Origin of the sequence: Streptomyces sp. NPDC020845 (assembly GCF_044334165.1) — a bacterium.
In the GTDB taxonomy this organism is placed as follows: domain Bacteria; phylum Actinomycetota; class Actinomycetes; order Streptomycetales; family Streptomycetaceae; genus Streptomyces.
Genome location: NZ_JBIRSJ010000006.1, coordinates 360623 through 382018, shown reverse-complemented (window position 1 = coordinate 382018; position 21396 = coordinate 360623). Strand labels below are relative to the sequence as shown.

The following is a 21396-nucleotide window of genomic DNA, read 5'->3' as shown; positions in this document are numbered from 1 at the left end:
ACGGGCGTGCGTGGGCGTTGATCCGGACTGTGGGAGCGTCGGGGCGTCAGACCGGCCGGCGGGTCTCCCGGTAGTGGGCGAGGGTCCGGTCGACGAGTTCGCCGGCGGCACCGGTGTAGCGGCCGGGGTCGAGCAGTTCGGCCAGTTCGGTCGCGTCGAAGTGGCCGTCCAGATCGGGAAGGTCCAGCAGGACCGCGCTCAGCGGTCTGCCGGTGCGCGTCGTCTCCGCCGCGGCCCGGCTCATCATCGACTTCGCCGTGGCCTTGCCGACCACGGGCGCCAGCACGGCGGCCAGCCGCTCGGTGATCAGCAGACTGCCGGTCATCCCCAAGTTGTCCTGCATCCGCCCGGGGCGCACGCTCAGCCCTTCGGCCAGTTCGACGGCGGTGTGCGCGGCGCCTCCCGCCAGCCGCAGACACTCGCGCATCGGCTGCCACTCGGCGTGCCAGACCCCGGCGGGCCGCTCGTCCTCGGCCAGCATGGCCTGCGCCAGCACCATGGCCAGAGCGGGGACTTGAAGGGCGGCGGAGCGAATGAGCGTGGCCAGCGCCGGGTTCCGCTTGTGCGGCATCGCAGACGACACTCCGCGGCCTGCCGCCGCCGGCTCGGCGACCTCGGCGATCTCGGTGCGGGAGAGCGTCTGGACGTCCACGGCGAGTTTGCCGAGCGCGCCGGTGACCTCGGCGAGTGCCGATCCGATCCGGGCGATGGGGGCGCGCGCCGTATGCCAGGGCAGCACCGGCTCGGCCAGCCCCAGCTCGGCGGCGAAGGCGGCGATGAGCCTGTCCCCGTACCCCGCGACGTACCCCGACTCCGCGACGTACCCCGACTCCGCGAGGCGCGCGTACTCCAGATAGCCCGCCAGGGTGCCCGCCGCACCGCCGAGCTGAACGGGCAGCTGTGCGCGCAGCCCGCGCAGCCGCTCCCCGGCCTCCAGGACGGCCTGCAGCCAGCCCGCCGCCTTCAGCCCGAAGGTGACGGGCACCGCGTGCAGCGCGAGGGTGCGCCCCGGCATGGCGGTGTCCCGGTGGTCCTCGGCGAGCCGGGCCAGCGCCGCGGCCACCCGGCCCAGGTCGGCCAGGATCAGGCCCGTGGTCCGGTGCGCGACCAGCATCGCGGCGCTGTCCATGATGTCCTGGCTCGTGGAGCCCCGATGGACGTACTCGGCCGAGTCCGGGTCGGTCAGGGCGACGGCGGCGGTCAGCTCCTCCACCAACGCCACCACCGGGTTGGCGGCACCGCGGCTGCGGTGAGCCAGCCGTACGAGGTCGAGCCGACCGGCCTGCGCGGTACGGGTGATGGCCGCGGCGGCATCCTCGGGCACGACACCCAGCCGGGCCTGGGCCCGGACCAGGCCCGCCTCCGCGTCCAGCAGCGCCTGGAGCCATGCCTCGTCGGAGGTCGCGGCTTCCGCAGGCGCGCCCGCGCGCACCGGGGACAGCAGTCCGGAGTCCAGGCCGCATTCGACGGCCGGAGTGGGGTCGTCCTGCGCGCTCATACCGTGGCCTTCGTGGTCTCGGTTTCCGTCTCGGATACCTCGGTGGCCAGCGAGAGTGCGGCCCGCGCGATCGTATCGGCGTCGCTGAGCGTCACCGAGTTGACGCCCGGACGAATGCCCGCGGCGGTCACCCAGTGCACCGCTTCCGTGGGCACACCGAAGGCGAACCGCCTCGGATGCGGCCGGCCTGACGCGTCGAGCAGATGGAAAAGGCCCTCGGTCACGTCCAGGCCGCCGGTCTGGTAGGCAGTGCCGTCGGGGTTGGGTATCCGGTGCGGTCGGCACGCGCCGCTGACCAGCAGATACGTCAGCAGGGGATCGGCGGTCCTGCGTACGTCGATATCGGGCAGCCGGGCGTCGACGAGGGCCGTGGTCCACACCTCGGACCCCGGTACGGACCCCGCTTTGACGGCGAAGACCCCGGCATCGTCGTCGGCGTGCGCGGTCACATCGGGGCCCAGGACCTCCAGCAGGCCCGCGTCGATCAGGGCCACGGCTTCCTCGATCCGCTGGACGGGCGGGCCGATGGAGAGGAAGGCGTTCAACGGCGTGTACCACCGTTCGAGGTCCTGGTGGTGGGAGCGTCCGCTGAGACCCCGGTGGTCGACCAGCAGCCGCACCTCGTTCCGCAGATCGCGCAGCACATCCAGCGCGGCCTTCAGCGGACCGCGGACATTGCCCGCCCGCGCCTCGGCGATGTCCTGGCGCAGATGGTCCAGCAGCCAGTCGCGGAAGTCGGTGGGGCTGGTGAACTGCCGGTCGCCGTACGGGCGGGCGATCCGCTCCCAGTCCCATCTGCGGTCGCGGGGGAAGCCGAAGGTGTCCAGGAGCCGGGTCTCCTCCGGCGTGCCCCAGGGGAGGGCGAGATAGCGTCTGCGGAATGCCTCGGCTGCCCGTACGCCCTGTGCGGCGGCGAGAAAGGTGGTGTAGTAGACCGTCTCCACCTCCTTCGCCACCAGCGGCCATATGTCGCGGCGAAAGTCGATGCCACCGTTCGAGGCCCGGGCGCGCAGACCGTCGATCACTTCGGGGGTGAGTACGACGGGAATGTGCCGCCCATGCGGGCCCTTCTCGTTCTCGCCCCGGGAGTGGAAGGGGATGCCGCGCCGGGAACCGGCGTACAGACGCGGCTCGTTGCCGGACGCGAGATAGGTGAGGGAGCCGTCCTCCTCACGTTCGAACCGCCCGCCGCGCCCCACGGTGAACAGGGCGATGTAGTCGAAGGCGCAGAGGCCGAGACCGAGCAGGGCGACGAGCTCCTTCGGGCGCACCTGGCCGAGATCCGCGTCCGCCGGGTTGGCCGGTGGGAAGTACAGCAGCTCGCGCTCGGCCGCGAACCGGCTCAGCGCGGCCTCGCGTCCGGTGGCGGCGGTGGGCAGATGGCCCTGGGCGAGCACCACCGCGTGCAGCCCGTCGAGCCAGCTGCCGTCGTCCAGCTGCACGGTTTGCAGATCACCGGCCCCGGGCTGCGCGGTCCGGGTGTCCTCCCCGGCCGCTGTCGTCGGGGGAGCGGCGTCGTCCAGGGCGACGGCGCGTGCCTCGTGGACCTGGACCAGGACATGGTCCGGTGCCGCGCCCACGACGCGGTGGAACACCCATTCCAGATAGTGCCCGTAGAAGGCCCGGCTCGGATACGAGTCCGGCCCCAGCGCGGCGGCCTCCTCAAGGATCAAGGGCCGGTACTGGTACCGGTCGAAGGGCCCCATCAGCGTGAGGAACCTGGCCCATTCGTACAGGCTCGGACCGGGCGCCAGCGGGCCTTCGAGGTCCACGCTGTCGTCGGTGAACATGGTCACCTGCGAGGCGACGGTGTTCATCAAGAGGTGTCGCGACTGGGCGGTGCGCCACACCTTGCCCGCACCCGCCGGGTGGGGGTCCACGACATGCACGGTGATCTGCGTATCGGGTCCCGTGTGCCGGGCGTTGGCACAGATTCTCTCCAGCACCGAGAGTCCTCGAGGCCCCATGCCGATGATGCAGATGTCGAGTCGTCGGCCAGCCATCACATTCTCCAATGGGTTGCTTGCGTCAAACCGACGGACAGCAGCCCAGAGCGTGGACGGCCGTCTGCGCACACTCCACCGCCTCGCCGCCCGGGAGTTGTCCTGGGCGGCGAGGGGCGATTCACAGGAGGTTCAATCCGAACTCTCTCGACAGCCCTTCCGCGCCCGCGGGGGTCACCACGACCGCCCGCTTGTGCTCACGCGCTCGGGCGATCCAGCCCAGCTCGAACAGCTGGTCCGTCAGGGCCGTTGCCGCGGTCCCGGCCAGGTGGTGGCGGCGCTCGCTCCAGTCCACGCACCCTTTGATCAGCGGCTGTCCCTCGATCTTCAACGGGCCGGAGGCCAGGCCGAGCGGCTTGTCCGCGTCCCAGCGCTCCGTGTCGATCTCCAGGCCGCTCTCCTCGCGGCGCACCAGCCCCCGGTCGAGCAACGCGCCCGCCAGCTCCACCCCGATGCGCCCGGCCAGGTGCCGGTAGCAGGTACGTGCGTGGCTGAGGGTCTTCAGCAGCCGCGCGGATCGCAGCGAGGTGGGAGGCCGCAGCGGTGCGATGACCGCCAGCGCCTCGATCAACTCGGCCACCTGCGGGCTCGAGATCCGGTAGTAGGCGTGCCGCCCCATGCGGTCGACGGACAGCAGACCGCGGTCCACCAGACGCGAGAGGTGTTCGCTCGCCGTGGGCCTGGAGACGCCCGCGATCGAGGCGAGTTCACCGGCGGGCATCACAAAGTCTCCCGCCAACGCGCTGACCATCGTGGCGCGTGTCGTATTGCCCAAAAGCTCGGCTACGGTCGCGATATCGGGCCGTGGCTGCCCGGGGTCCAGCATGTTTTCTCCGTTGTCACGCCGTGGGTTGTGAGGGGGGAATATGCGCTACGCACTGCACCTCCACCTGGAGGTTGGGCAGTGGTAGCCCGGAAACGGCCACCGCGGTGCTCGAGACCAGAATTTCCCCAAGGATCTCCCTTCGAATGTCGAAGAAACGCGGGGCATTGCGCATATCCGTCAGATAGATGGTCATGGACACCAGGTGTTCCATGCCACCGCCCGCCGCGCTCAGCACGCGCCGGATGTTCTCCATCGCCCGGTACGCCTGCTCGTCGAAGCTGTCACTGACCGGCTTGTAGTCCTCGTCGATCCCGAGCTGACCCGAGACGAAGAGCAGTCCGCCGGCGCTGACCGCCTGTGCGTACCCGAACCTGCGCGGATCGCCGACACCGGGCACCTCCACATACCGGACGACCTCCTCATCCGCCGCCGCTCCGGCTTCTCGACGGTCAGTGGTCATGCCTTGGCTCCGATCTCGGACTCGGGTACGGGGAGGGCCTGGATGCTGTCGGCGGGCAGTCCCGAGCCGTCCAGCGGTGCGCTGAAGCGGGTCGGCAGCCGCTCCTGGGAGCAGCATTCCGTGAGGTATTCGACGATCCGGCGCCCGGTCTCGCTCTCGGGCGCCACCGGCACCGGTTCGTTACGGGCGTCGATCAGCGCCGGGCAGAACCCGGCGGAGAGCACTCCCTCGGAGCCGACGCGGACCACGGCCACGCCGGTCATCCGCGCATCCGGGTGGAAGGGCAGCAGCGGGTATTCCTCCTTGGGGCTGATACGGAACTCGCCGAACCGGCGGCTCAGCTCGATCTCGTCCTGCGGCCGCGCCGCGCTGAGGTAGCCGTCCTTGGCCAGGCGCTGGGGCAGGTTGGGCAGATCGAAGACGTAGTGCCCGAGCCCGTAGAAGATCGGCTTGCCCTCGTACCACTCGATGCCGCGCAGCATGTGGTGGTGGTGCCCGAGGACGATGTCCGCCCCGGAATCCACGGCCAGCCGGGCCAGCCGGCGCTCGTTGTCGGTCAGTACGAACGGGCGGGTGAAGTCCCCCCAGTGGAAGCTGATCGCGACGATGTCCGCCTGCTCGCGCGCGGCTCGTACGTCACGGGTGAAAGCCTCCACGTCCTCGGGGAAGTTCTCGGTGGTGACGCGGGGGAGCAGCCCGGGATTCCACTCGTTGAGCTCCCACGGCGTATAGCGGGTGTGGGCGCGCAGCGGGGCGAGTCCCGGAACCCCGGCGCGGGCCTCATAGCCGTGGGGGAAGACCGACGAGTAGGCCAGGAAGGCGATGCGCAGCCCGTCCCGCTCGACGATCGCCGGCGTACGCGCCTCGGCGATGCTGGCGCCCGCGCCGACCGTCGCGATGCCCAGGTCGTGGAGCGTGTCCCGGGTGTTGAGCAGCGCCTGGTGACCGCCGTCCACGCTGTGGTTGTTGGCCAGCGACATCACATGGAATCCCGCTTCCGCGAGCGGTGCGGCGTTTTTGGTCGGGGCCACGACGGGAGAACCGGAACTCGGCGCCCTTTCCCAGGTGTCGCTGAAAACTCCTTCGCAGTTGCCGAAGACGACATCCCCGGCGCTCAGTACGTTTTTGGCCACATCAAACGCGGTCCCGGGATTCTCCCGGTCGATGAAGACATCGCCAACCGCGAATAAGGAGACTGCCATGCTCACTCTTTCGGACGCTGGAGACGGGCGGGACGGGCGTGGAATGTGTCCACTCCGTTTTGCCGAATAAGCCTAGTTGCTCCGTGATTCGGGGGCGGCCTAACCGTCGTCGGGCGCGGCGGTCGGTCACTGCCCCGCGGTGCGCGGGTTCAGGCGGGCAACGGGTGCCGGCCCGCGTGGCCGATCAGGAGGAGACGGTGCATCGGCGCCTCGAGCACCGCCACACGTTCGAGCCCGGCCTCCGCCAGCCACTGGTCGTAGGCGCTCAGCGTGTAGGCGTCACCGCCGCCGGTGGCCAGCATGGAGGCGGCGAACAGCATGGCGAAGCGGTCCTGCGCCGTCACCGGCCGCGCCTCGTCCACGACGATCTGGTCGGCGATGCAGATGAGGCCGTCGGGGGCAAGGACGTCGGCGGCGCTGCGCATCAGCTTCTGCACGGAGTCGGGCGTCTGCAGATGGAAGATGTTGGCGAACAGGATCAGGTCGACGGTCTCGCCCCAGCCGTCCTTCCAGAAGTCGCGGACCGTGCCGGTGAAGCGCGAGCCGACGCCGAGCCGCTCCGCTTGCGCCGTGGCCAGACGGATGATGCGCGGAGCGTCGATACCCTCCGCCTTCCAGGCGGGGAACCGCTCAAGCAGCAGCTGGCTGTAAAGGCCGGTCCCACAGCCGACGTCGAGCACCGAGACGGCTTCGTCCTTCTTCCAGCCGGTCTCGGCGAGGGCGGCGGACAGCACGTCCACGATCGGCGGCGCCCAGAAATTGATGCCGGAGGTCAGATCCTCGTAGTTGGCCTCCGAGATCTGGTTCGTACGGTCGTTGCCCGACTGGTCGCGGGTGCCGTGCCGGACGGCGTCGCCGAGGTTTCGCCACCCGGCCCAGGCGACATGCCGGTCATGGAGCATCTTGCCCACCAGGCTGAAGGTCCCGCCGGGGAGCAGCGCCTGCCGGAATTCACTCGGAAGGGAGTAGCGGACCTCGCCGTCGTGCTCGGAGCGTTCGATCACCCCGTAGGCGAGGAGCCCGCCCAGGAGGACGCGGGTGGCCCGCTGATCGGTTTCGAGCTCGGCGGACATCTCCTCCACCGTGCCGGACCGGTTGGCCAGCCAGGAGAAGACCCCGAGGTCGTGGGCGGCCTCGATGACCGCGGGCGCCCAGAGACCTATCAGATGCTCGTATATCTGATGAGCCGCGCGGACCGTCTTCTGCTCGCCGGTCGTGGCGGACAGAAAGTTGAAGTCCACCAATGTCCTGATGCTGTCGTCACGGCGGGTGGGGGCGCCGGAGGCGTACGCGCGGTCGTCGAGTCCGATGACAGAAGTGGGGGATTGCTCAACCATGTGGGTGTTCCTCTCGTTGCCGACCACACGGGCCTAAGCGGCCCCGGGGGGAGTAGGGGTGGGTTCCCGCGTCGTCTGGTGCAGGGGGCACCTCCCAGCGGTAGCTGGGGGAGCATCGCAAGGCGGAGGATCGCCCTTGGATGGGGTATCCCCTGCTCGAGCGAAGCCGAGAGCTTGGGGAAGGGCCTACTCGGGCGACTCCGACAACGCAGCGAGGTGCCGTGCCAGGCGGCGTGGGGGCCTGCCTCTACTTCCTCGGGGTCGCTTGGCCCCGGGGAATGGCCGGCGGGAAGGGACAGGCGGGATGTAACAGCCGCTGTGCGGGCAGGGAACGGCGCGCCCGGCCGCAGCCGCGGCCGCGGCCGGACACGCTGGGGTGAAGGGCGCCGCTAGGTGTTGTCGCGGGCCTGGAATCGGGTGTCGAAACGCGCGGTGCCGTCCGGAACTCGGGCGAGCCTTTCTTCACCCTTGACGTCGATGGACCACAGTCGCAGCCAGCCGTCCCGGCTCGCCGCATAAACCGCGCCGGATTCGACCCGCAGCATTCCCGGAGCATCGGGCTCGGGGAATTTACGGCCGACGTCTTCCACGGTCAGGATGGTGAGTTGGTCCCCGTGGTCGGTGGAGACATACGCACCGGGTCTGCGGTATCCCGCACGGACGGTCCTCGCGATCGCCGCACTCGACTGGGTGAAGTCCAGCCAGTAGTCACGATCCTCCGGCTTGCTGAAGTAGCTGCGCAAGTCGGCCACCTGGGGGGAGGTCGTATAATCCCGTGCGATCAGCCGGGGGAGGAGCTGCCGCAGCAGCGCCACATTGGCCATCGTATGGGATTCCCTGACCTCGAGGGCCGTTTCATGGCCGGTCAGCCGGATCGGCTTCTGCATGATGACCGGCCCACCGTCGATTTCCGGTGTCACATCGATCGCGGTCACCCCACTGTCGAGCTCTCCCTCTCTGACCATCCAGAAGAAGGGTGCCCAGCCGGCATAGCGCGGCAGCGGACTTGGGTGAAAGTTGACCGTGGTGACGGTCGGCACCGCCAGAATGTCGGGCCGGAGGATCTGCTGGTAGTTGCCGATCAGGAAGTAATCCGGCTCCAGGGCCGCCAGTTCACTGATCACCGCGGGGTCGTTGACCTTGGCCGCGCGAAACACCGGAATGCCTCGTTCGCTGGCCTGCTTCTCGAGGTCGACCTGATCCTCTTCCCCGATGAAGTAGGGGCAGAGCTTTCCGGGCGGGCTGGTGACCACACCGACGAGTTGGACCAGCGGGTGCTCGGCGAGAATGGACAGGAACGGCGAACCGAGCTTTGAGTTGACTTCGGAGAAGAGTACGACCCGGATCGGGTGTAACTCGCTCACTCAGCCCACCACTTCCCCGGGACCATCTTCGCCGTCCAGCTCACCGAGTCGAAGATGGCGTAGCCGGGCTGGACGGGGAGGGGTTCGAGGCCCGGGATCTCGAGGATCTCCAGGGCGAGCCGCTCGGTCAGGATGCCCTCGGCCATCGGCGGACAGGCGCCGAAGATGGGCATGCGCTCCATGTCGACGAACCAGTGGTCGATCATCTCGCGCCCCGGATAGGGCGGCATGACCGCGATGGCGCGCTCCACCAGCTTGTTGATGACCTCGGGCGTGAACTCGGCGTCCTCGGGGATGTCGTACACCTCCTCGATGGTCATCGAGTCCTTGGTGTACTTGTAGACGATGACCGTGTGGCCCACCGTCGGTATCTTGAGCATGAACTTGCACCGGTCGGACTTTCGGAAGGCGCGGTGCAGAGCATACCGATTCTTTACCTGGTAGAACTCCATCTGGTCCATGACGTAGTCACAGCCGTCCATGAACTCTTCGGCTGAATCGGGCGTGATCCCCTCGGGGAACACGTCGATATTCACGTCCTTGGTCAGGTCGTACGTCATTTCCGCGACGACCTCGGCCTTGTTGCGGCCGATGGTCTTGACATCCGCCCCCATCTGCCGCTGCACATTGGAGAGCTCGAAGATGTCGGGGTCGGCGAGCTTGAGATTGCGGACTCCCATACGGGCGAGCCGCATGGCGACCGCGCCGCCGATTCCGCCGGTGCCGACGATTCCGATGACGGAGTCGCGAAGCTTCTCCTGGCGAGCCCGCTGCTCTTCTGGGGTGTTGCCGAGCCAGCCGAGGTTGCGGTCGACGCGCTCCCAGTAGAATTTCTCGTCGTAGGTGCCCCGATAGGTGATCCTGTCAGCCATCGCGTGGGTCCTCTCGTGAATGAGCGGAAAACTCAACGCACCTGGGCGCGGCCAAGGGGATCGATTGCTCATTTTCCCCTGCGGCGCCTGCTGCAGAAAAGTTACCTGAAGAACAGTTAGGGAGCCGCCTAAGTGTGCGAAAGGTGCAGGGTGTTGGCCCGACTGGGCAAGCGGAATACTCTATTCCGTTCCGATGCGGGATGAATCCATCGATCTCTCTGGATTCGTTGGAAGTAAAGATTCCGTTCCTGTGGGCGAGGCCGAAAATGACTGTGGAATTCCCTACTTCGGCGTGTCGCTCAGTTGGCTTCTGTGGGGCCGAGGTTATGGTGATCGACATGGGACGACCAACGGAGTTCGGGCCTGATATCGCCACGGTGGCACAGTTGTTAGGGGATCGGACGCGTGCCCTCATGGTCGGTGAGTTGACAACCGGCCAGCCATTGTCAGCCAGTTCGCTGGCGGCCCTGGTCGGAATTTCCAGGCCGACCGCCAGCGAACATCTGGGCAAGCTGGTTGAAGGAGGCATATTGCATGTCGAGCGCGTCGGGCGGCACGCCTATTACCGGCTCGCGAGCCACGACGTCGCCACCGCGCTGGACGCCTTGGCCTCGGTGGCCCCGGATCTGACGCCGCCCGCCCCGCCGGCTCACGGTTCGAGTGTTCTGAGCGAGACAAGAACGTGCTACGACCATCTCGGCGGGAAGCTCGGGGTGGCGCTCACCGAAGCACTGCAGGAACAGGGCCTGATCCGCCGGGATGCCCAGCAATGGGAGGTCGAATTCGAGACATGGGACGAACGCCGCCCCCTGGGCATCACCTGTGAGCCGCTGAAGGACTCCCGACGGCCCATCGTCCGTGGCTGCGCAGACTGGAGCGGGCCGAGCCACCACATCGCCGGCGGTCTGGCCGCGGCCATGACCCAGCGTCTTTTCAGCCTCGGATGGCTGACGCGGGCCTCCAAGGACGACCGCACCGTCGCCCCGACGAGGGTCGGTCTGGCCGGGTTACGGCGCACCTTCGGTCTGACACTGTGCGAACTGGGGCCTGGTCGATGACCACCGTCATCGACCAGGCCCCAGTCCATTTGCCCCAGCCCATTCAGCGGCAACGCCGCGCCTGTAGCGGTCAGGCGTCGATCGTCCGCATGATTCCCTCCGGATACCGGTCTCCCGACACCGCGTCACCGGGCACCAGCGCGTCCAGTTCACCGACCTGGTCGGCGGTCAGTACGACGTCGGCCGCCGCCGCGTTCTCCTCCACGTAGCGCACTCGCTTGGTGCCGGGGATCGGAACGATGTGCTCATTCTTGGCCAGGAGCCAGGCGAGTGCGATCTGCCCGGGGGTCGCTCCGGCCTCCTTGGCGAAGACCTGGATACGGTCGAACAGGGCGAGGTTGCGGACGAGGTTTTCGCCCTGGAACCGGGGGTCGGTGTGCCGGTAGTCGTCGTCGGACAGCCCCTCCAGGGTGCGGACCGTGCCGGTGAGCATGCCCCGCCCCAGCGGTGAGAAGGCGACCAGTCCGATGCCCAGTTCCAGGCACGCCGGCAGAATGGCGGGCTCGTTGTGCCGGGCGAACAGCGAGTACTCGCTCTCCAGGGCCGCCAGGGGATAGGTGGCGTGCGCGCGCCGGAGCGTGTCCTCGTTGACCTCGGACAGGCCGATGTGGCGGACCTTCCCCTCGGCCACCAGCTCGGCCATGCCGCCGATGATCTCCTCAATGGGCATCGAACGGTCCCTGCGATGCAGGTAGTAGAGGTCGATGACATCGGCCTTCAGCCGGCGCAGGGACGCCTCGCACGCCTGCTTCGCATACTCCGGGCTGGAGTCGAGAACGAAGCTGCCGTCCTTGGACCAGCCCTTGATGCCGAACTTGGTGGCGATCGTCACCTCGTCCCGGCGTCCGGCGATCGCGTCGCCGATCAGCTCCTCGTTGTGGCCCATCCCGGACACGCTCGAAACCCCGTACATATCCGAACTGTCGAGGAACGTCATGCCGAGGTCGAGCGACCGGTGGATGGAGGCGATCGACTCACCCCGGTCGGCGGGACCGTAGTTCTGCGACATGCCCATGCAGCCGAGACCGATGGCGGAGACCTCGAGTCCGCCCAGCATGCGTGTCTTCATCGTGGTGTCCTCACTCTCACTCGGGGTGCAACTCGAGTTCGGCCGCGATCTCCACCGGTACGTCCCACGGCAGCCCGGCCACGCCGACCGCCACCCGGGCGTGGTAGCCGATGTCCTCGCCGAACATGTCGAGCAGCAGTTGCGAAGCCGGGTTGAAGACGGCGGGGAAGTCGAAGAAGCCGGGAACCGCGTTGGCCATGCAGTGCAGTCGGCACCACGCCTTCACCCGGTCCAGGTCCCCCACCGTGCGCTCGACGCTCGCGACCATGGACAGGACCGTCCGCACCGCGGCGTCCTGTGCCGAGGGGAGGCCGACGGTGTCACCGATCTTGCCGTACGGTCCGGTGAGCTGCCCCTCCTTGCTGATCGGGACATGCCCCGAGATGAAAACCCGGGAGCCGACCACCCGCACCAGCTGGGCCGGAATCTTCACATCGGGGCTGATCGGGATGCGCCAGGGTTCCGGCAGCGACAGTCCTCGCACCGCAAGCCGTTTGGACACCTCCTGGCTCGACACCCGATCGGCGGCCGGCACCTGATGGTGCACTTCCTCGCTGGTCGTCGCGCTCTGCGCCACTATGAGTTTCCTCTTCTCGGCTTCTGTGCGGCTGATGTGTGTGCGACCTCAGGCGGTGCCCTCGGAGTACCGCGCCCGCAGGGTCTTCTTGTCGATCTTGCCGATGCTGGTCTTGGGCAGTGCGGCGACCAGCTCGATGGTGTCCGGGACCCATGAGGCCGCGACCCGGGAGGCCAGGAACTCGCGCAGCCGCTCACCCGTCACCGACTCGCCGTCCTCCGCCCGGAGCACCACACAGGCCAGCGGACGCTCTCCGGTCTTGGCATCGGGGACCGCGACGACCGCGGCCTCCACCACGGCGGGGTGGTTGAGCAGCTGCTCCTCCAGCTTGAGCGAGGAGATCCACTCACCGTCGGACTTCACCAGGTCCTTCATCCGGTCGACGATGCGGATGTAGCCCAGCTCGTCGATGACGGCCACATCACCGGTGCGCAGCCAGCCGTCCATGAACTTGTCGGGCTGGGCGCCTTCGCGGGAGTACTCACGGGCGACCCAGGGGCCACGCGCCTGCAGTTCCCCCATGGTGTGGCCGTCCCGCGCCATCTCCGTCCCGGCGTCGTCGGCGATCCTCATCTCCACCAGCGGCAGCGGACGGCCTTGTGAGGTCGCGTAGTACCCGCGGGTCTCCTCGGTGGGCGCGTCGCCCACCTCCGCGGGGAGGCCGCTGAAGCTGCCGTGGCCGCTGGTCTCGGTCATGCCGAAGACCTGGACGATCGGGAACCCCACCTCTTCGTCGAACGCGCGCGAAATCGGCCGGGCGACCGGAGAGCCGCCGCACACCATGCGCTTGAGCGACGACAGGTCCGGGTGCTGGGCCCGCCAGTGGTCGAGCAGCCCGGTCAGCGCGGCGCCGAACCCGACGGCGACGGTGGGGCGTTCCTTCTCCACCAGTTCGCACACCCCGGCCGGGGTCAGATCGCGGCCCGGCAGCACCAGCGCCGAGCCGTGCAGCGCGGCGGCGAAGGGCAGCCCGACCTGGCTGAGCCCCAACGGCACCAGGGCCAGCAGGGTCTCGGACGAGGAAAGCCCCTCCGCGTCGGTGAGGCCGGTGCAGAAACTCTGCAGAACGGTGCTGCGGTGGCTGAAGACCACGCCCTTGGGGCGCCCTGTCGTACCGGTCGTATAGCTGGTGTGGGCCGGGGCGCTCTCCTCCAGCACCGGCCAGGTCTCCACCGGCTCCGCCGCGGCGAGCAGCGCCTCGTAGTCCAGCGCGTCTCCGTCCCGAGCGGTGTCGGTGGAGTCCGGCAGGACGATGACGCGTCGCGGGCGGCTCAGATACTTCTCGGCAAGCCGCCACTCGGGGAGGAGGCTGCGGTCACAGAGCACGATCGAGTCGTCGGCGTGGTCCACGATGTAGGCGACTTGTTCGGCGGGGAGGCTGGTGTTCACCGTGTGCAGCACCGCGCCCATCGACGGTACGGCGAGATAGGTCTCGACGTGCCGGTGTGTGCTCCCGGCGAAGGTCGCCACACGGTCGCCCGGCCGGATGCCCAGCTCCCGCAACGCCCCGGCCAACCGCCTGGCTCGCTCCACCACTTCGCCCCACGTCGAGCGGTGCAGGCCCTCCCCGACCCGGCTGACCACCGGTCGGCCGGCAAACAGCTTTTCGGCCCGACTCATGATCATCGACGGGATGGTGAGCGGGACCTCCGGCACTGCCTGCTGCATCCGACTACCTTTCACATGAAGAGCACTCTGCCTGCGGGGTCGGTCCTTGAGCTCCGGTACGGGGTGCGTACCGGCTGCCCGTTCCAAGTATTCGGAATTACCGTTTGGCCGGGGCCGAAGTGTGTTGGTGATGGCGCGGCGACTGCGGGTTACCGTGCGGGTTACCGCCCGCCGAGCCCGCGCAGAAAGGTGTCGACCACCATGTCGGCGGCCTGGGCGTCGCTGAGCTGGGGCAGCTGTTGTGCGGCCAGGTGCATGAGCTGCGGCAGCAGCGAACTCGCCCAGGCGACAGGGGTGTCCGCGCGGAGCAGCCCTTCGGCGGCGGCGCGCTCGAGGAAGGCGTCGACCTCCCGGATCAGGCTGTCGCGCCGTTCACGGATCGTCTCCTCCGCCCGCAACCGGGTGAGCTCCACGGGCCATTTGCGATTGACGCCGATGATCCCTTCGACATACCGGTGCAGGGCCACGGCGACGGGGGCCTCGCGCAGCCTGGAGTCCTCGATGGCCCGCGCGACGGCCTCGTAACGTGCCTCGTAGATGGCCGCCAGCAGTTCCTCACGGGAGGCGAACCGCCGATAGACGGTGCGCCGGTCGACGCCGGCCTCGGCGGCGATGGCGGCGATGCTCGCGGCCGGATCGTCGGCGAGCATGCGCGCCCCGGTCGTCAGGACGGCTTCCAGGTTGCGTGCTGCGTCTGCTCTCACGGGGCGAGCATAGCCCGGCGTGTGGAACCTACCCCAGGTACTGCCTCGCTTGCGAGGCTATGCAAGCTGTAACTGCTACATTGGAGTGACAGATAATCGGAGTGGCCCCTTCAGACCCTCGGGAGTGAACGCATGATCACCTACGACCGACTCTTCATCGCGGGTTCCTGGACCGCGCCGAGCAGCCCGGAACTGCTAGACATCCGCTCACCGCACGACCAGGCGGTCATCGGGCGCGCCGCACAGGCCCGGCCCGCCGATGTGGACCGTGCCGTGGCCGCCGCCCGCGCCGCCTTCGACGAGGGCCCCTGGCCCCGTACGGCGCCGGCGGAGCGGATCGCGGCCGTCCGGCGGCTCAACGCGCTGCGCGAGGCCGACGCCGAGAAGGTCGCCGCCCTCATCTCCGCCGAGAACGGTTCGGCCGGATGGTTCACCCGGGCCGGGCAGCCGGGGCTCACCCGGCAGGCGGGCGCCTACCTCAGGGCGGCCGAGGAGTTCGGCTGGGAGGAGGCCCTGACGCCCTCCGACCCCGCTTCCCCCACCCGGAGCGTGGTGCGCCGCGAGCCCATCGGGGTCGTGGCCGCCGTCATTCCGTGGAACTCTCCGTTCTCCGCGGCCATGGCCAAGATCATCCCTGCGCTGCTCGCCGGCAACACGGTCGTCCTCAAGGTGTGCCCGGAGAACTCGCTGAGCATGGGATTCCTCGCCGAGCTGCTGGAGCGGACCGGTCTGCCGGAGGGAGTGATCAGCGTGCTGCCCGCCGACCGGGAGACCAGTGAGTACCTGGTGTCACACCCCGACGTGGACAAGATCGCGTTCACCGGCTCGACCCGGGCCGGCCGCAGGATCGCCTCCATCGCGGGCGACCGGTTGAAGCGGTTCAGCCTGGAGCTGGGCGGCAAGTCGGCCGCCGTCATCCTGCCCGACGCCGACATCGAGGCGGCGGTGCGGGGGCTGAAGTTCGCCTCCCTGCTCAACAACGGCGAGGCGTGCATCGCGCAGACCCGCGTCCTGGCGCCGCGCAGCCGGTACGAAGAGGTCGTCGCCGCGCTCAAGGACCTCGTGGAATCGCTCAAGGTCGGCGATCCGAGCGACCCCGATACGTTCATCGGCCCGATGATCCGCCGCGATCAGCAGCAGCGTGTACGGGACTACATCGAACTCGGCATCGGGGAAGGCGCCCGACTCGTCACCGGCGGCCCCCAGGTCCCGCCGGGGCTCGAACGGGGCAATTACGTCACCCCGACCGTGTTCGCCGACGTCGACAACTCGATGCGGATCGCGCAGGAGGAGATCTTCGGCCCGGTGCTCGTCGTCATCGCGTACGACGACGAGGACGACGCCGTACGGATCGCCAACGACTCGGCGTACGGCCTCTCCGGTGGGGTGTGGTCCGCCGACCAGGACCGTGCGCTCGATGTCGCCCGCCGTCTGCGGACCGGCACGGTCACCGTCAACGGCGCGCCCATCGCCTTCGACGGCCCGTTCGGCGGCTACAAGGCGAGCGGGATCGGCCGCGAGTACGGGGCTGTTGGGCTCGCTCAGTACGTCGAGTACAAGACCGTCACCCTGTGACCGCCGCCGACAGGGCCTCCATGGCGGGAATGGCGTCACCTGTTTGACTGGTGACGAAACCTGTGTGACAGTCATCCCGTGGATCTCCTGCGACAGCAGGTCGACACCGGACAACGCGGAGGCTTCCAGATGATCAACAGGCGTACCTTCGGCACGGCCCTGGGCACGGGTGCGGCGGCCGCCTCGCTGACCGGCCCGCTGGGCCTCCCGACCGCCTCCGCCGCCGCACCGAACGCCGCCGCACCGCACCGGGCCGCGACATCGGCCGCCCCTGGCACACATACCGCCTTCCCCCGGATGAAGCAGGTCAGGGCCGGTCTGCTCGACGTCGGCTACGCCGAGTTGGGCCCCGCGCGCGGTCCCGCGGTCATCTGTCTGCACGGCTGGCCCTACGACATCCACAGCTTCGTGGACGTCGCTCCGCTCCTGGCCGAGGAGGGCTATCGGGTGCTCGTGCCGTATCTGCGCGGCCATGGCACGACGCGCTTCCTCTCGGACCGCACGTTCCGGAACGCCCAGCAGTCGGCCGTCGCCCTCGACATCATCGCCCTGATGGACGCCCTCAAGATCGAGAAGGCGGTGCTGGCCGGCTTCGACTGGGGCTCGCGCACCGCCGACATCATCGCCGCGCTCTTCCCCGAGCGGTGCAAAGCGCTGGTGTCGGTGAGCGGATATCTGATCACCAACCTCAAGGCCAACCTCGAGCCCATCGCGGCGAAGGCCGAGCACACCTGGTGGTACCAGTACTACTTCGCAACGGAGCGAGGCCGGCAGGCCATGGAGGACCGGACCCACCGCCTCGAGCTGACCAGGCTGGTCTGGGAGACCGTCTCGCCGACATGGGACTTCGACGACGCCACCTTCGAGCGCACGGCCGCGGCCTTCGACAACCCCGACTACGCGGACATCGTCATCCACAACTACCGCTGGCGGCTGAGTCTCGCCGACGGTGAGCGCCGCTACGACGGTTTCGAGAAGCGGCTCGCCGCCCGGCCGTATATCGAGGTGCCCACCATCACCCTCGACCCCGAGCGCGACCCGTTCACCGCGCCGGGCAACGGCAGCACCTACCGGGACAGGTTCACGGGCGCGTACGAGCACCGCACCCTGGAGGGCATCGGCCACAACCTGCCCCAGGAGGCACCCACGGCCTTCGCCCAAGCAGTCGTCGACGTGGACCACTTCTGACCGGATCCGCCCGCCACCGACCGCGGCCCGGCCCGGCCCGGCCCGTACGGCGGCCGTCCGCCGAGGCAATTCATGAGCACTTCCCCACAGGCCCCCCGCCTGGCGCCCCGACGCCGACAGCCCGCGATTCACCGTCGCCGTCATGCCGGACACCCAATACCTCTTCGACGGCGAGAGCATCCACCCGGCGCCGGTGGAGGCGTCCTTCCGCTGTCTCCTCCGCCGCGCACGCGAGGAGAACATCGTCTTCCTGTCCCACCTCGGCGACCTCACCGAATACGGACAGCCCGCCTGGTCGGCCTCGCGGTTGAACTCCACCAGCTCGGTCTCGAAGTCCGCGCATATGCTGCGCCTGATCTCCTCCATGCGCGTCAGTGAACACTTGATGCTGGCACTTCGTCACGAAAGCCAAGTGCGCATGCAAGAGAAAGCGCAATATCTGCCGGTTCTGCTGGATCCGTACTCAGTCATAGATCAACCGTCGTACGGTGATCGGTATGAAGCTTCGGTGCAACGTTCGTGTGTGCCCGAGTGCTTCTCAGCGCGGCAGTCTGGCGCGGGCGTTCGGGTGCGCTCGTGTCGTATGGAACGACGCCCTGCGCGTGAGGCGCGATGCCTATGCGAAGGGCCTGCCGCGCCCGACGGGGGCCGAGCTGTCGAAACAGGTCATCACCGAGGCCAAGAAGACTGTGCAGAGGGCCTGGCTGGGCGAGGTGTCCGTGGTGGTGCTTCAGTAGTCCCTGCGGGATCTTGAGAAGGCGTACAGCAACTTCTTCGCTTCGAAGAACGGCACCCGCAAGGGGCCGGCGATGGGCCCGCCGAAGATGAAGAGGAAGACCTCCCGGCAGGCGATCCGGTTCACCGGGAACGCCCGCTGGTGATCACCGAAGGCGGGAAGCTGCGTCTGCCGAAGATCGGCGACATCGAGGTGCGCTGGTCCCGCGAGCTGCCCTGTGAACCCTCCAGCGTGACGATCGTCAAGGACTCGTCCGGCAGGTATTTTGCCAGTTTTGTGGTCGAGGTGGACAACAAGCCCTGGCCCGCGCTGGATGCGGAGAGAGACGGACACCGGGATCGATCTGGGCCTGTCCTCCTATGCCGTGCTGCGCGGCCGGAAGATCGCCTCTCCGAAGTTCTTCCGCTGTCAGGAGAGGAAACTCAGGCGGGCCCAGCGGGCCCTGTCCCGCAAGGAGAAAGGACCGAACAACCGGCGCAAGGCCAAGCGGGTCGTCGCGAAGATCCATGCCCGCATCGCTGACCAGCGGCGCGACTTCATCGAGCAGGAGACCACCCGCATCGTCCGCGAGAGCCAAGCGGTCTATGCGGAGGACCTGAATGTGAAGGGCATGGCCACCCGGCACGGCCGGTTCGGTAAGAGCGGCCATGACCAGTCCTTCGGTACCTTCGCCCGCACCCTCGAAGCCAAGTGCAAGCGGTACGGGCGGACCTTCGTCAAGGTCGCCCGGTGGTTCCCCTCCACTCAGTTGTGCTCCAACCCCCAGTGCGGACGCCGCACCGGTCCCAGGGGCCGCGAGCAGCTGAACGTCCGCACCTGGACCTGCACGGCATGCGGCACCCACCACGACCGGGACGAGAACGCCGAGGTCAACATACGCGCCGCTGGACGGAAACGTGCTGCTGTGATGCGGCACGAGGCGGAGCGTCGAAACGCCTGTGGAGAGCACGTCAGACCTCGCAAGCAGGGGCAGTGCTCGTCGAAGCAGGAACCCACCCGAAGCCCCGCCGCCGCAGGCGGCGGGGCAGGCGGGAATCACCCACGTCCACGTCGGTGAGGACGTCGGAACACGTACCACACCTTTCTCCCGGGGCCTGCTTCTCCAGCCGACCTGTTGGCCACCGCCACGCGGCGGAACCGCATATCGATACGGGCGCGGAGGTTTCCCTTCCGTATGACTCTTGGCAGGGCGCGCGACACTGTTTATGGTGCAGTGCAATGCTACATGTCACTGGAGGACGGATGGGTCACCAGACCGTGGCGCCCCTGCGGGGCTCACGCGTGCGCATCACCGGGGGGCTGCTGGCCGACTGGCAGCGGCGCAACCGCGAAGCCACCGCGCCGCATACGCTGGAGCAGCTGAGGAAGGCGGGCAATCTCGACAACCTCCGCCGACTGCTGCCCGAGGTGCCCGAGGAGAAGCGGCGGACCACGCCCTATCGCGGGCGGTACCCGTTCCTGGACACCGACCTCTACAAGACCTTGGAGGGGCTGGTCTACGAACTGGCGCGGCCGGACGACGACGGCGGCCGGCAGACGATGCGGGACTTCTACGAGGAGACCGTGGACCTGCTGGAGCGCGTCCAGGCGCCGGACGGCTACCTCAACTCCTTCTTCCAGGACCCCGACTCTGCCAAGGCCCCCTGGGAAGACCTTTCCTGGGGCCATGAAATGTACAACCTCGGCCACCTCATCCAGGCCGCCGTCGCCGCGCACCGACAGCTCGGGGACAGACGGCTGCTGGACGTGGCCGTACGCTTCGCGGACCTGGTGGTCGAGCGCTACGGACCGCGGGGCGAGGATGCGGTCTGCGGCCACCCCGAAGTCGAAATGGCCCTGGTGGAGTTGTACCGGGAGACCGGCGAAGAGCGGTATCTGACCCAGGCCCGGCTGTTCGTCGACCGCCGCGGCCGGGGAACCGTGCCATCGCGGGGCATGGGCTCCGCGTACTTCCAGGACCATCTGCCGCTGCGCGAACTCCCGTCGGTGACCGGACACGCGGTGCGGATGGTCTACCTGGCCGCGGGCGCCACCGATGTGTTCCGGGAGACCGGCGACCGGACACTGCTCGACGCGCTGCGGCGGCTGTGGGACGACATGGTGGCCACCAAGCTGTATGTGACGGGAGGTCTTGGCAGCCGCCACTCCGACGAGGCTGTCGGTGACCGTTACGAACTTCCCTCCGAGCGCTCCTACAGCGAGACCTGCGCGGCCATCGGCACCATGCAGTGGGCCTGGCGGATGTTCCTGGCCACCGGCGACGCCCGCTATCCCGACGTGCTGGAACGCGTCCTGTACAACGCGTTCGCCGTGGGCCTGTCAGCGGACGGACGCGCCTTCTTCTACGACAACCCACTGCAGCGGCGCCCCGACCACGAGCAGCGCAGCGGGGCCGAGGAGAGCGGCGAACCGCTGCGCCAGGCCTGGTTCGGCTGCCCCTGCTGCCCGCCCAACGTGGTGCGCTGGATGGCCCAGCTCGCGGATTTCCTCGTCGCGGAGCGGGAGGGAGAGCTGCTGGTCGCGGGGTACGCCGAGGCCGGTGTGGACGGGGAGGAGGTCGCGCTGGACATGGTGACCGGCTATCCGTGGGACGGCGAGGTGCGGCTCACCGTGCGCCGGGCGCCCGACCGGCCGTACCGGATCTCGCTCCGGGTGCCCGGCTGGGCGGACGCCGGACAAGTCCGGCTCACGGTGGGCTCGGTGGGCGAAGAGGCTGTGGCCGGGGACGTGGCGGACGGCTGGCTGAGCGTCGAGCGGCACTGGCGCCCGGGCGACGAACTGCGGCTGAGCCTGCCCATGCCGGTCCGCGGCCATGTCTCCCATCCCTACCTGGACGCGACGCGCGGTACGGTCGCGGTGGCCCGGGGGCCGTTGGTCTACTGCGTGGAGCAGCAGGACTGCACGGCCGGCGTCGACGACGTGCTGATCGGCGCCGAGCACATCGCGGCCGCCCGGACCGTCGCCGCCCCGGAATCCGACGGTGTGCCGTCGGGAGCGCCGCTGATCCGGATCACCGCGGACGTCGCGCCGCCGCCCTCACCCGAGCTGTACCCCGTGCTCGCGACCGGTCCGCAACAGGACCGGCCCGACACCGACACCGACACCGCCGAGCTGACCCTCGTCCCGTACTTCACATGGGGCAACCGGGAGCCCGGCCCCATGCGGGTGTGGATCAGAAACACCTGATCAACCGCCGCCTGATCAACCCCCCTGCCTGTACATCCCTCCGCCTGTACATCCCCCTGCCTGTATCTCCCCC

At 68.6% G+C, this 21396-nt stretch carries 19 protein-coding genes and 2 pseudogenes; 8 read left to right on the top strand and 13 right to left on the bottom strand.

The annotated features are described in order from the left end of the window. Window positions 1-46: 46 nt before the first annotated feature. The 8 genes from pcaB to ACH4U7_RS17425 form a co-directional block, all read right to left on the bottom strand. Entirely contained in the window at window positions 47-1498 is a 1452-nt protein-coding gene (gene pcaB / locus ACH4U7_RS17460; protein ID WP_398528766.1) for a 3-carboxy-cis,cis-muconate cycloisomerase, read from the bottom strand. Further along, window positions 1495-3501, bottom strand: coding sequence for an FAD/NAD(P)-binding protein (locus tag ACH4U7_RS17455; protein ID WP_398528765.1), 2007 nt, complete (start codon window positions 3499-3501; stop codon window positions 1495-1497). Before ACH4U7_RS17455 ends, pcaB begins: the two co-directional genes overlap by 4 nt. 121 nt (window positions 3502-3622) lie before the next feature. Further along, complete coding sequence (locus ACH4U7_RS17450) at window positions 3623-4327, bottom strand: ArsR/SmtB family transcription factor (RefSeq protein WP_398528764.1); 705 nt, start codon at window positions 4325-4327, stop codon at window positions 3623-3625. A 13-nt stretch (window positions 4328-4340) separates the two neighbouring features. Beyond that, window positions 4341-4787 carry a RidA family protein gene (locus ACH4U7_RS17445; protein WP_358633377.1) on the bottom strand — a complete coding sequence of 149 codons (447 nt, stop codon included), beginning with the start codon at window positions 4785-4787 and terminating at the stop codon, window positions 4341-4343. Beyond that, on the bottom strand, window positions 4784-5989 hold the full coding sequence (locus ACH4U7_RS17440) for a CapA family protein (RefSeq protein ID WP_398528763.1): 1206 nt from the start codon (window positions 5987-5989) through the stop codon (window positions 4784-4786). The genes ACH4U7_RS17445 and ACH4U7_RS17440 overlap by 4 nt, the downstream gene beginning before the upstream one ends. A 149-nt stretch (window positions 5990-6138) precedes the next feature. After that, window positions 6139-7326: a class I SAM-dependent methyltransferase gene (locus ACH4U7_RS17435; protein WP_398528762.1), complete on the bottom strand. Its 1188-nt coding sequence runs from the start codon at window positions 7324-7326 to the stop codon at window positions 6139-6141. Between the two features lie 389 nt (window positions 7327-7715). Then, entirely contained in the window at window positions 7716-8690 is a 975-nt protein-coding gene (locus ACH4U7_RS17430) for a methionyl-tRNA formyltransferase (protein WP_398528761.1), read from the bottom strand. Then, entirely contained in the window at window positions 8687-9562 is an 876-nt protein-coding gene (locus tag ACH4U7_RS17425; protein WP_398528760.1) for a ThiF family adenylyltransferase, read from the bottom strand. Before ACH4U7_RS17425 ends, ACH4U7_RS17430 begins: the two co-directional genes overlap by 4 nt. Before the next feature lie 326 nt (window positions 9563-9888). Between ACH4U7_RS17425 and ACH4U7_RS17420 the strand changes: the two genes are divergently transcribed. Beyond that, window positions 9889-10620, top strand: a complete 732-nt coding sequence (locus tag ACH4U7_RS17420; protein ID WP_398528759.1) for an ArsR/SmtB family transcription factor — start codon at window positions 9889-9891, stop codon at window positions 10618-10620. Between the two features lie 70 nt (window positions 10621-10690). Here ACH4U7_RS17420 and ACH4U7_RS17415 read toward each other — a convergent pair whose 3' ends face one another. The 4 genes from ACH4U7_RS17415 to ACH4U7_RS17400 all read right to left on the bottom strand — a co-directional run bounded on the left by ACH4U7_RS17415 (window position 10691) and on the right by ACH4U7_RS17400 (window position 14584). Further along, window positions 10691-11689, bottom strand: coding sequence for an aldo/keto reductase (locus ACH4U7_RS17415; RefSeq protein WP_398528758.1), 999 nt, complete (start codon window positions 11687-11689; stop codon window positions 10691-10693). Between the two features lie 16 nt (window positions 11690-11705). Beyond that, window positions 11706-12266, bottom strand: a complete 561-nt coding sequence (locus ACH4U7_RS17410) for a RidA family protein (protein ID WP_385617470.1) — start codon at window positions 12264-12266, stop codon at window positions 11706-11708. A gap of 48 nt (window positions 12267-12314) precedes the next feature. Further along, window positions 12315-13934, bottom strand: a complete 1620-nt coding sequence (locus tag ACH4U7_RS17405; protein ID WP_398528757.1) for a long-chain-fatty-acid--CoA ligase — start codon at window positions 13932-13934, stop codon at window positions 12315-12317. Window positions 13935-14095: 161 nt separating this feature from the next. Then, window positions 14096-14584, bottom strand: coding sequence for a TetR/AcrR family transcriptional regulator (locus tag ACH4U7_RS17400; RefSeq protein WP_398528957.1), 489 nt, complete (start codon window positions 14582-14584; stop codon window positions 14096-14098). 186 nt (window positions 14585-14770) lie between these two features. Here ACH4U7_RS17400 and ACH4U7_RS17395 point away from each other — a divergent pair, with 186 nt between their 5' ends. From ACH4U7_RS17395 to ACH4U7_RS17375, 5 genes and pseudogenes are all read left to right on the top strand, one after another. After that, window positions 14771-16213: an aldehyde dehydrogenase gene (locus ACH4U7_RS17395; protein ID WP_398528756.1), complete on the top strand. Its 1443-nt coding sequence runs from the start codon at window positions 14771-14773 to the stop codon at window positions 16211-16213. Between the two features lie 129 nt (window positions 16214-16342). Further along, window positions 16343-17401, top strand: a complete 1059-nt coding sequence (locus ACH4U7_RS17390; protein WP_398528956.1) for an alpha/beta fold hydrolase — start codon at window positions 16343-16345, stop codon at window positions 17399-17401. Window positions 17402-17498: 97 nt separating this feature from the next. Next, window positions 17499-17684, top strand: a pseudogene (locus tag ACH4U7_RS17385) (Tat pathway signal sequence domain protein); the annotation flags it as partial. A 214-nt stretch (window positions 17685-17898) separates the two neighbouring features. Then, window positions 17899-17970 (top strand): annotated as a pseudogene (locus ACH4U7_RS17380) (hypothetical protein); the annotation flags it as partial. Between the two features lie 33 nt (window positions 17971-18003). Further along, window positions 18004-18138 carry a hypothetical protein gene (locus tag ACH4U7_RS17375; RefSeq protein ID WP_398528971.1) on the top strand — a complete coding sequence of 45 codons (135 nt, stop codon included), beginning with the start codon at window positions 18004-18006 and terminating at the stop codon, window positions 18136-18138. Here ACH4U7_RS17375 and ACH4U7_RS17370 read toward each other — a convergent pair. Next, window positions 18132-18263, bottom strand: coding sequence for a hypothetical protein (locus ACH4U7_RS17370; protein ID WP_398528755.1), 132 nt, complete (start codon window positions 18261-18263; stop codon window positions 18132-18134). The two genes, ACH4U7_RS17375 and ACH4U7_RS17370, sit on opposite strands and share 7 nt — an antisense overlap. A gap of 187 nt (window positions 18264-18450) precedes the next feature. Between ACH4U7_RS17370 and ACH4U7_RS17365 the strand changes: the two genes are divergently transcribed. Continuing rightward, window positions 18451-19194: an RNA-guided endonuclease TnpB family protein gene (locus ACH4U7_RS17365; protein ID WP_398528754.1), complete on the top strand. Its 744-nt coding sequence runs from the start codon at window positions 18451-18453 to the stop codon at window positions 19192-19194. Window positions 19195-19379: 185 nt separating this feature from the next. Further along, window positions 19380-21323, top strand: a complete 1944-nt coding sequence (locus ACH4U7_RS17360) for a glycoside hydrolase family 127 protein (protein ID WP_398528753.1) — start codon at window positions 19380-19382, stop codon at window positions 21321-21323. The last annotated feature ends 73 nt before the right edge of the window (window positions 21324-21396 follow it).

What these genes read in the sequence shown, in the direction of transcription:
- pcaB (WP_398528766.1), bottom strand. Translation starts at nt 1,498, where the DNA reads ATGAGCGCGCAGGACGACCCCACTCCGGCCGTCGAATGCGGCCTGGAC.
- ACH4U7_RS17455 (WP_398528765.1), bottom strand. Translation starts at nt 3,501, where the DNA reads ATGGCTGGCCGACGACTCGACATCTGCATCATCGGCATGGGGCCTCGA.
- ACH4U7_RS17450 (WP_398528764.1), bottom strand. Translation starts at nt 4,327, where the DNA reads ATGCTGGACCCCGGGCAGCCACGGCCCGATATCGCGACCGTAGCCGAG.
- ACH4U7_RS17445 (WP_358633377.1), bottom strand. Translation starts at nt 4,787, where the DNA reads ATGACCACTGACCGTCGAGAAGCCGGAGCGGCGGCGGATGAGGAGGTC.
- ACH4U7_RS17440 (WP_398528763.1), bottom strand. Translation starts at nt 5,989, where the DNA reads ATGGCAGTCTCCTTATTCGCGGTTGGCGATGTCTTCATCGACCGGGAG.
- ACH4U7_RS17435 (WP_398528762.1), bottom strand. Translation starts at nt 7,326, where the DNA reads ATGGTTGAGCAATCCCCCACTTCTGTCATCGGACTCGACGACCGCGCG.
- ACH4U7_RS17425 (WP_398528760.1), bottom strand. Translation starts at nt 9,562, where the DNA reads ATGGCTGACAGGATCACCTATCGGGGCACCTACGACGAGAAATTCTAC.
- ACH4U7_RS17420 (WP_398528759.1), top strand. Translation starts at nt 9,889, where the DNA reads ATGGTGATCGACATGGGACGACCAACGGAGTTCGGGCCTGATATCGCC.
- ACH4U7_RS17415 (WP_398528758.1), bottom strand. Translation starts at nt 11,689, where the DNA reads ATGAAGACACGCATGCTGGGCGGACTCGAGGTCTCCGCCATCGGTCTC.
- ACH4U7_RS17405 (WP_398528757.1), bottom strand. Translation starts at nt 13,934, where the DNA reads ATGCAGCAGGCAGTGCCGGAGGTCCCGCTCACCATCCCGTCGATGATC.
- ACH4U7_RS17400 (WP_398528957.1), bottom strand. Translation starts at nt 14,584, where the DNA reads ATGCTCGCCGACGATCCGGCCGCGAGCATCGCCGCCATCGCCGCCGAG.
- ACH4U7_RS17395 (WP_398528756.1), top strand. Translation starts at nt 14,771, where the DNA reads ATGATCACCTACGACCGACTCTTCATCGCGGGTTCCTGGACCGCGCCG.
- ACH4U7_RS17390 (WP_398528956.1), top strand. Translation starts at nt 16,343, where the DNA reads ATGATCAACAGGCGTACCTTCGGCACGGCCCTGGGCACGGGTGCGGCG.
- ACH4U7_RS17365 (WP_398528754.1), top strand. Translation starts at nt 18,451, where the DNA reads ATGCGGAGAGAGACGGACACCGGGATCGATCTGGGCCTGTCCTCCTAT.
- ACH4U7_RS17360 (WP_398528753.1), top strand. Translation starts at nt 19,380, where the DNA reads ATGGGTCACCAGACCGTGGCGCCCCTGCGGGGCTCACGCGTGCGCATC.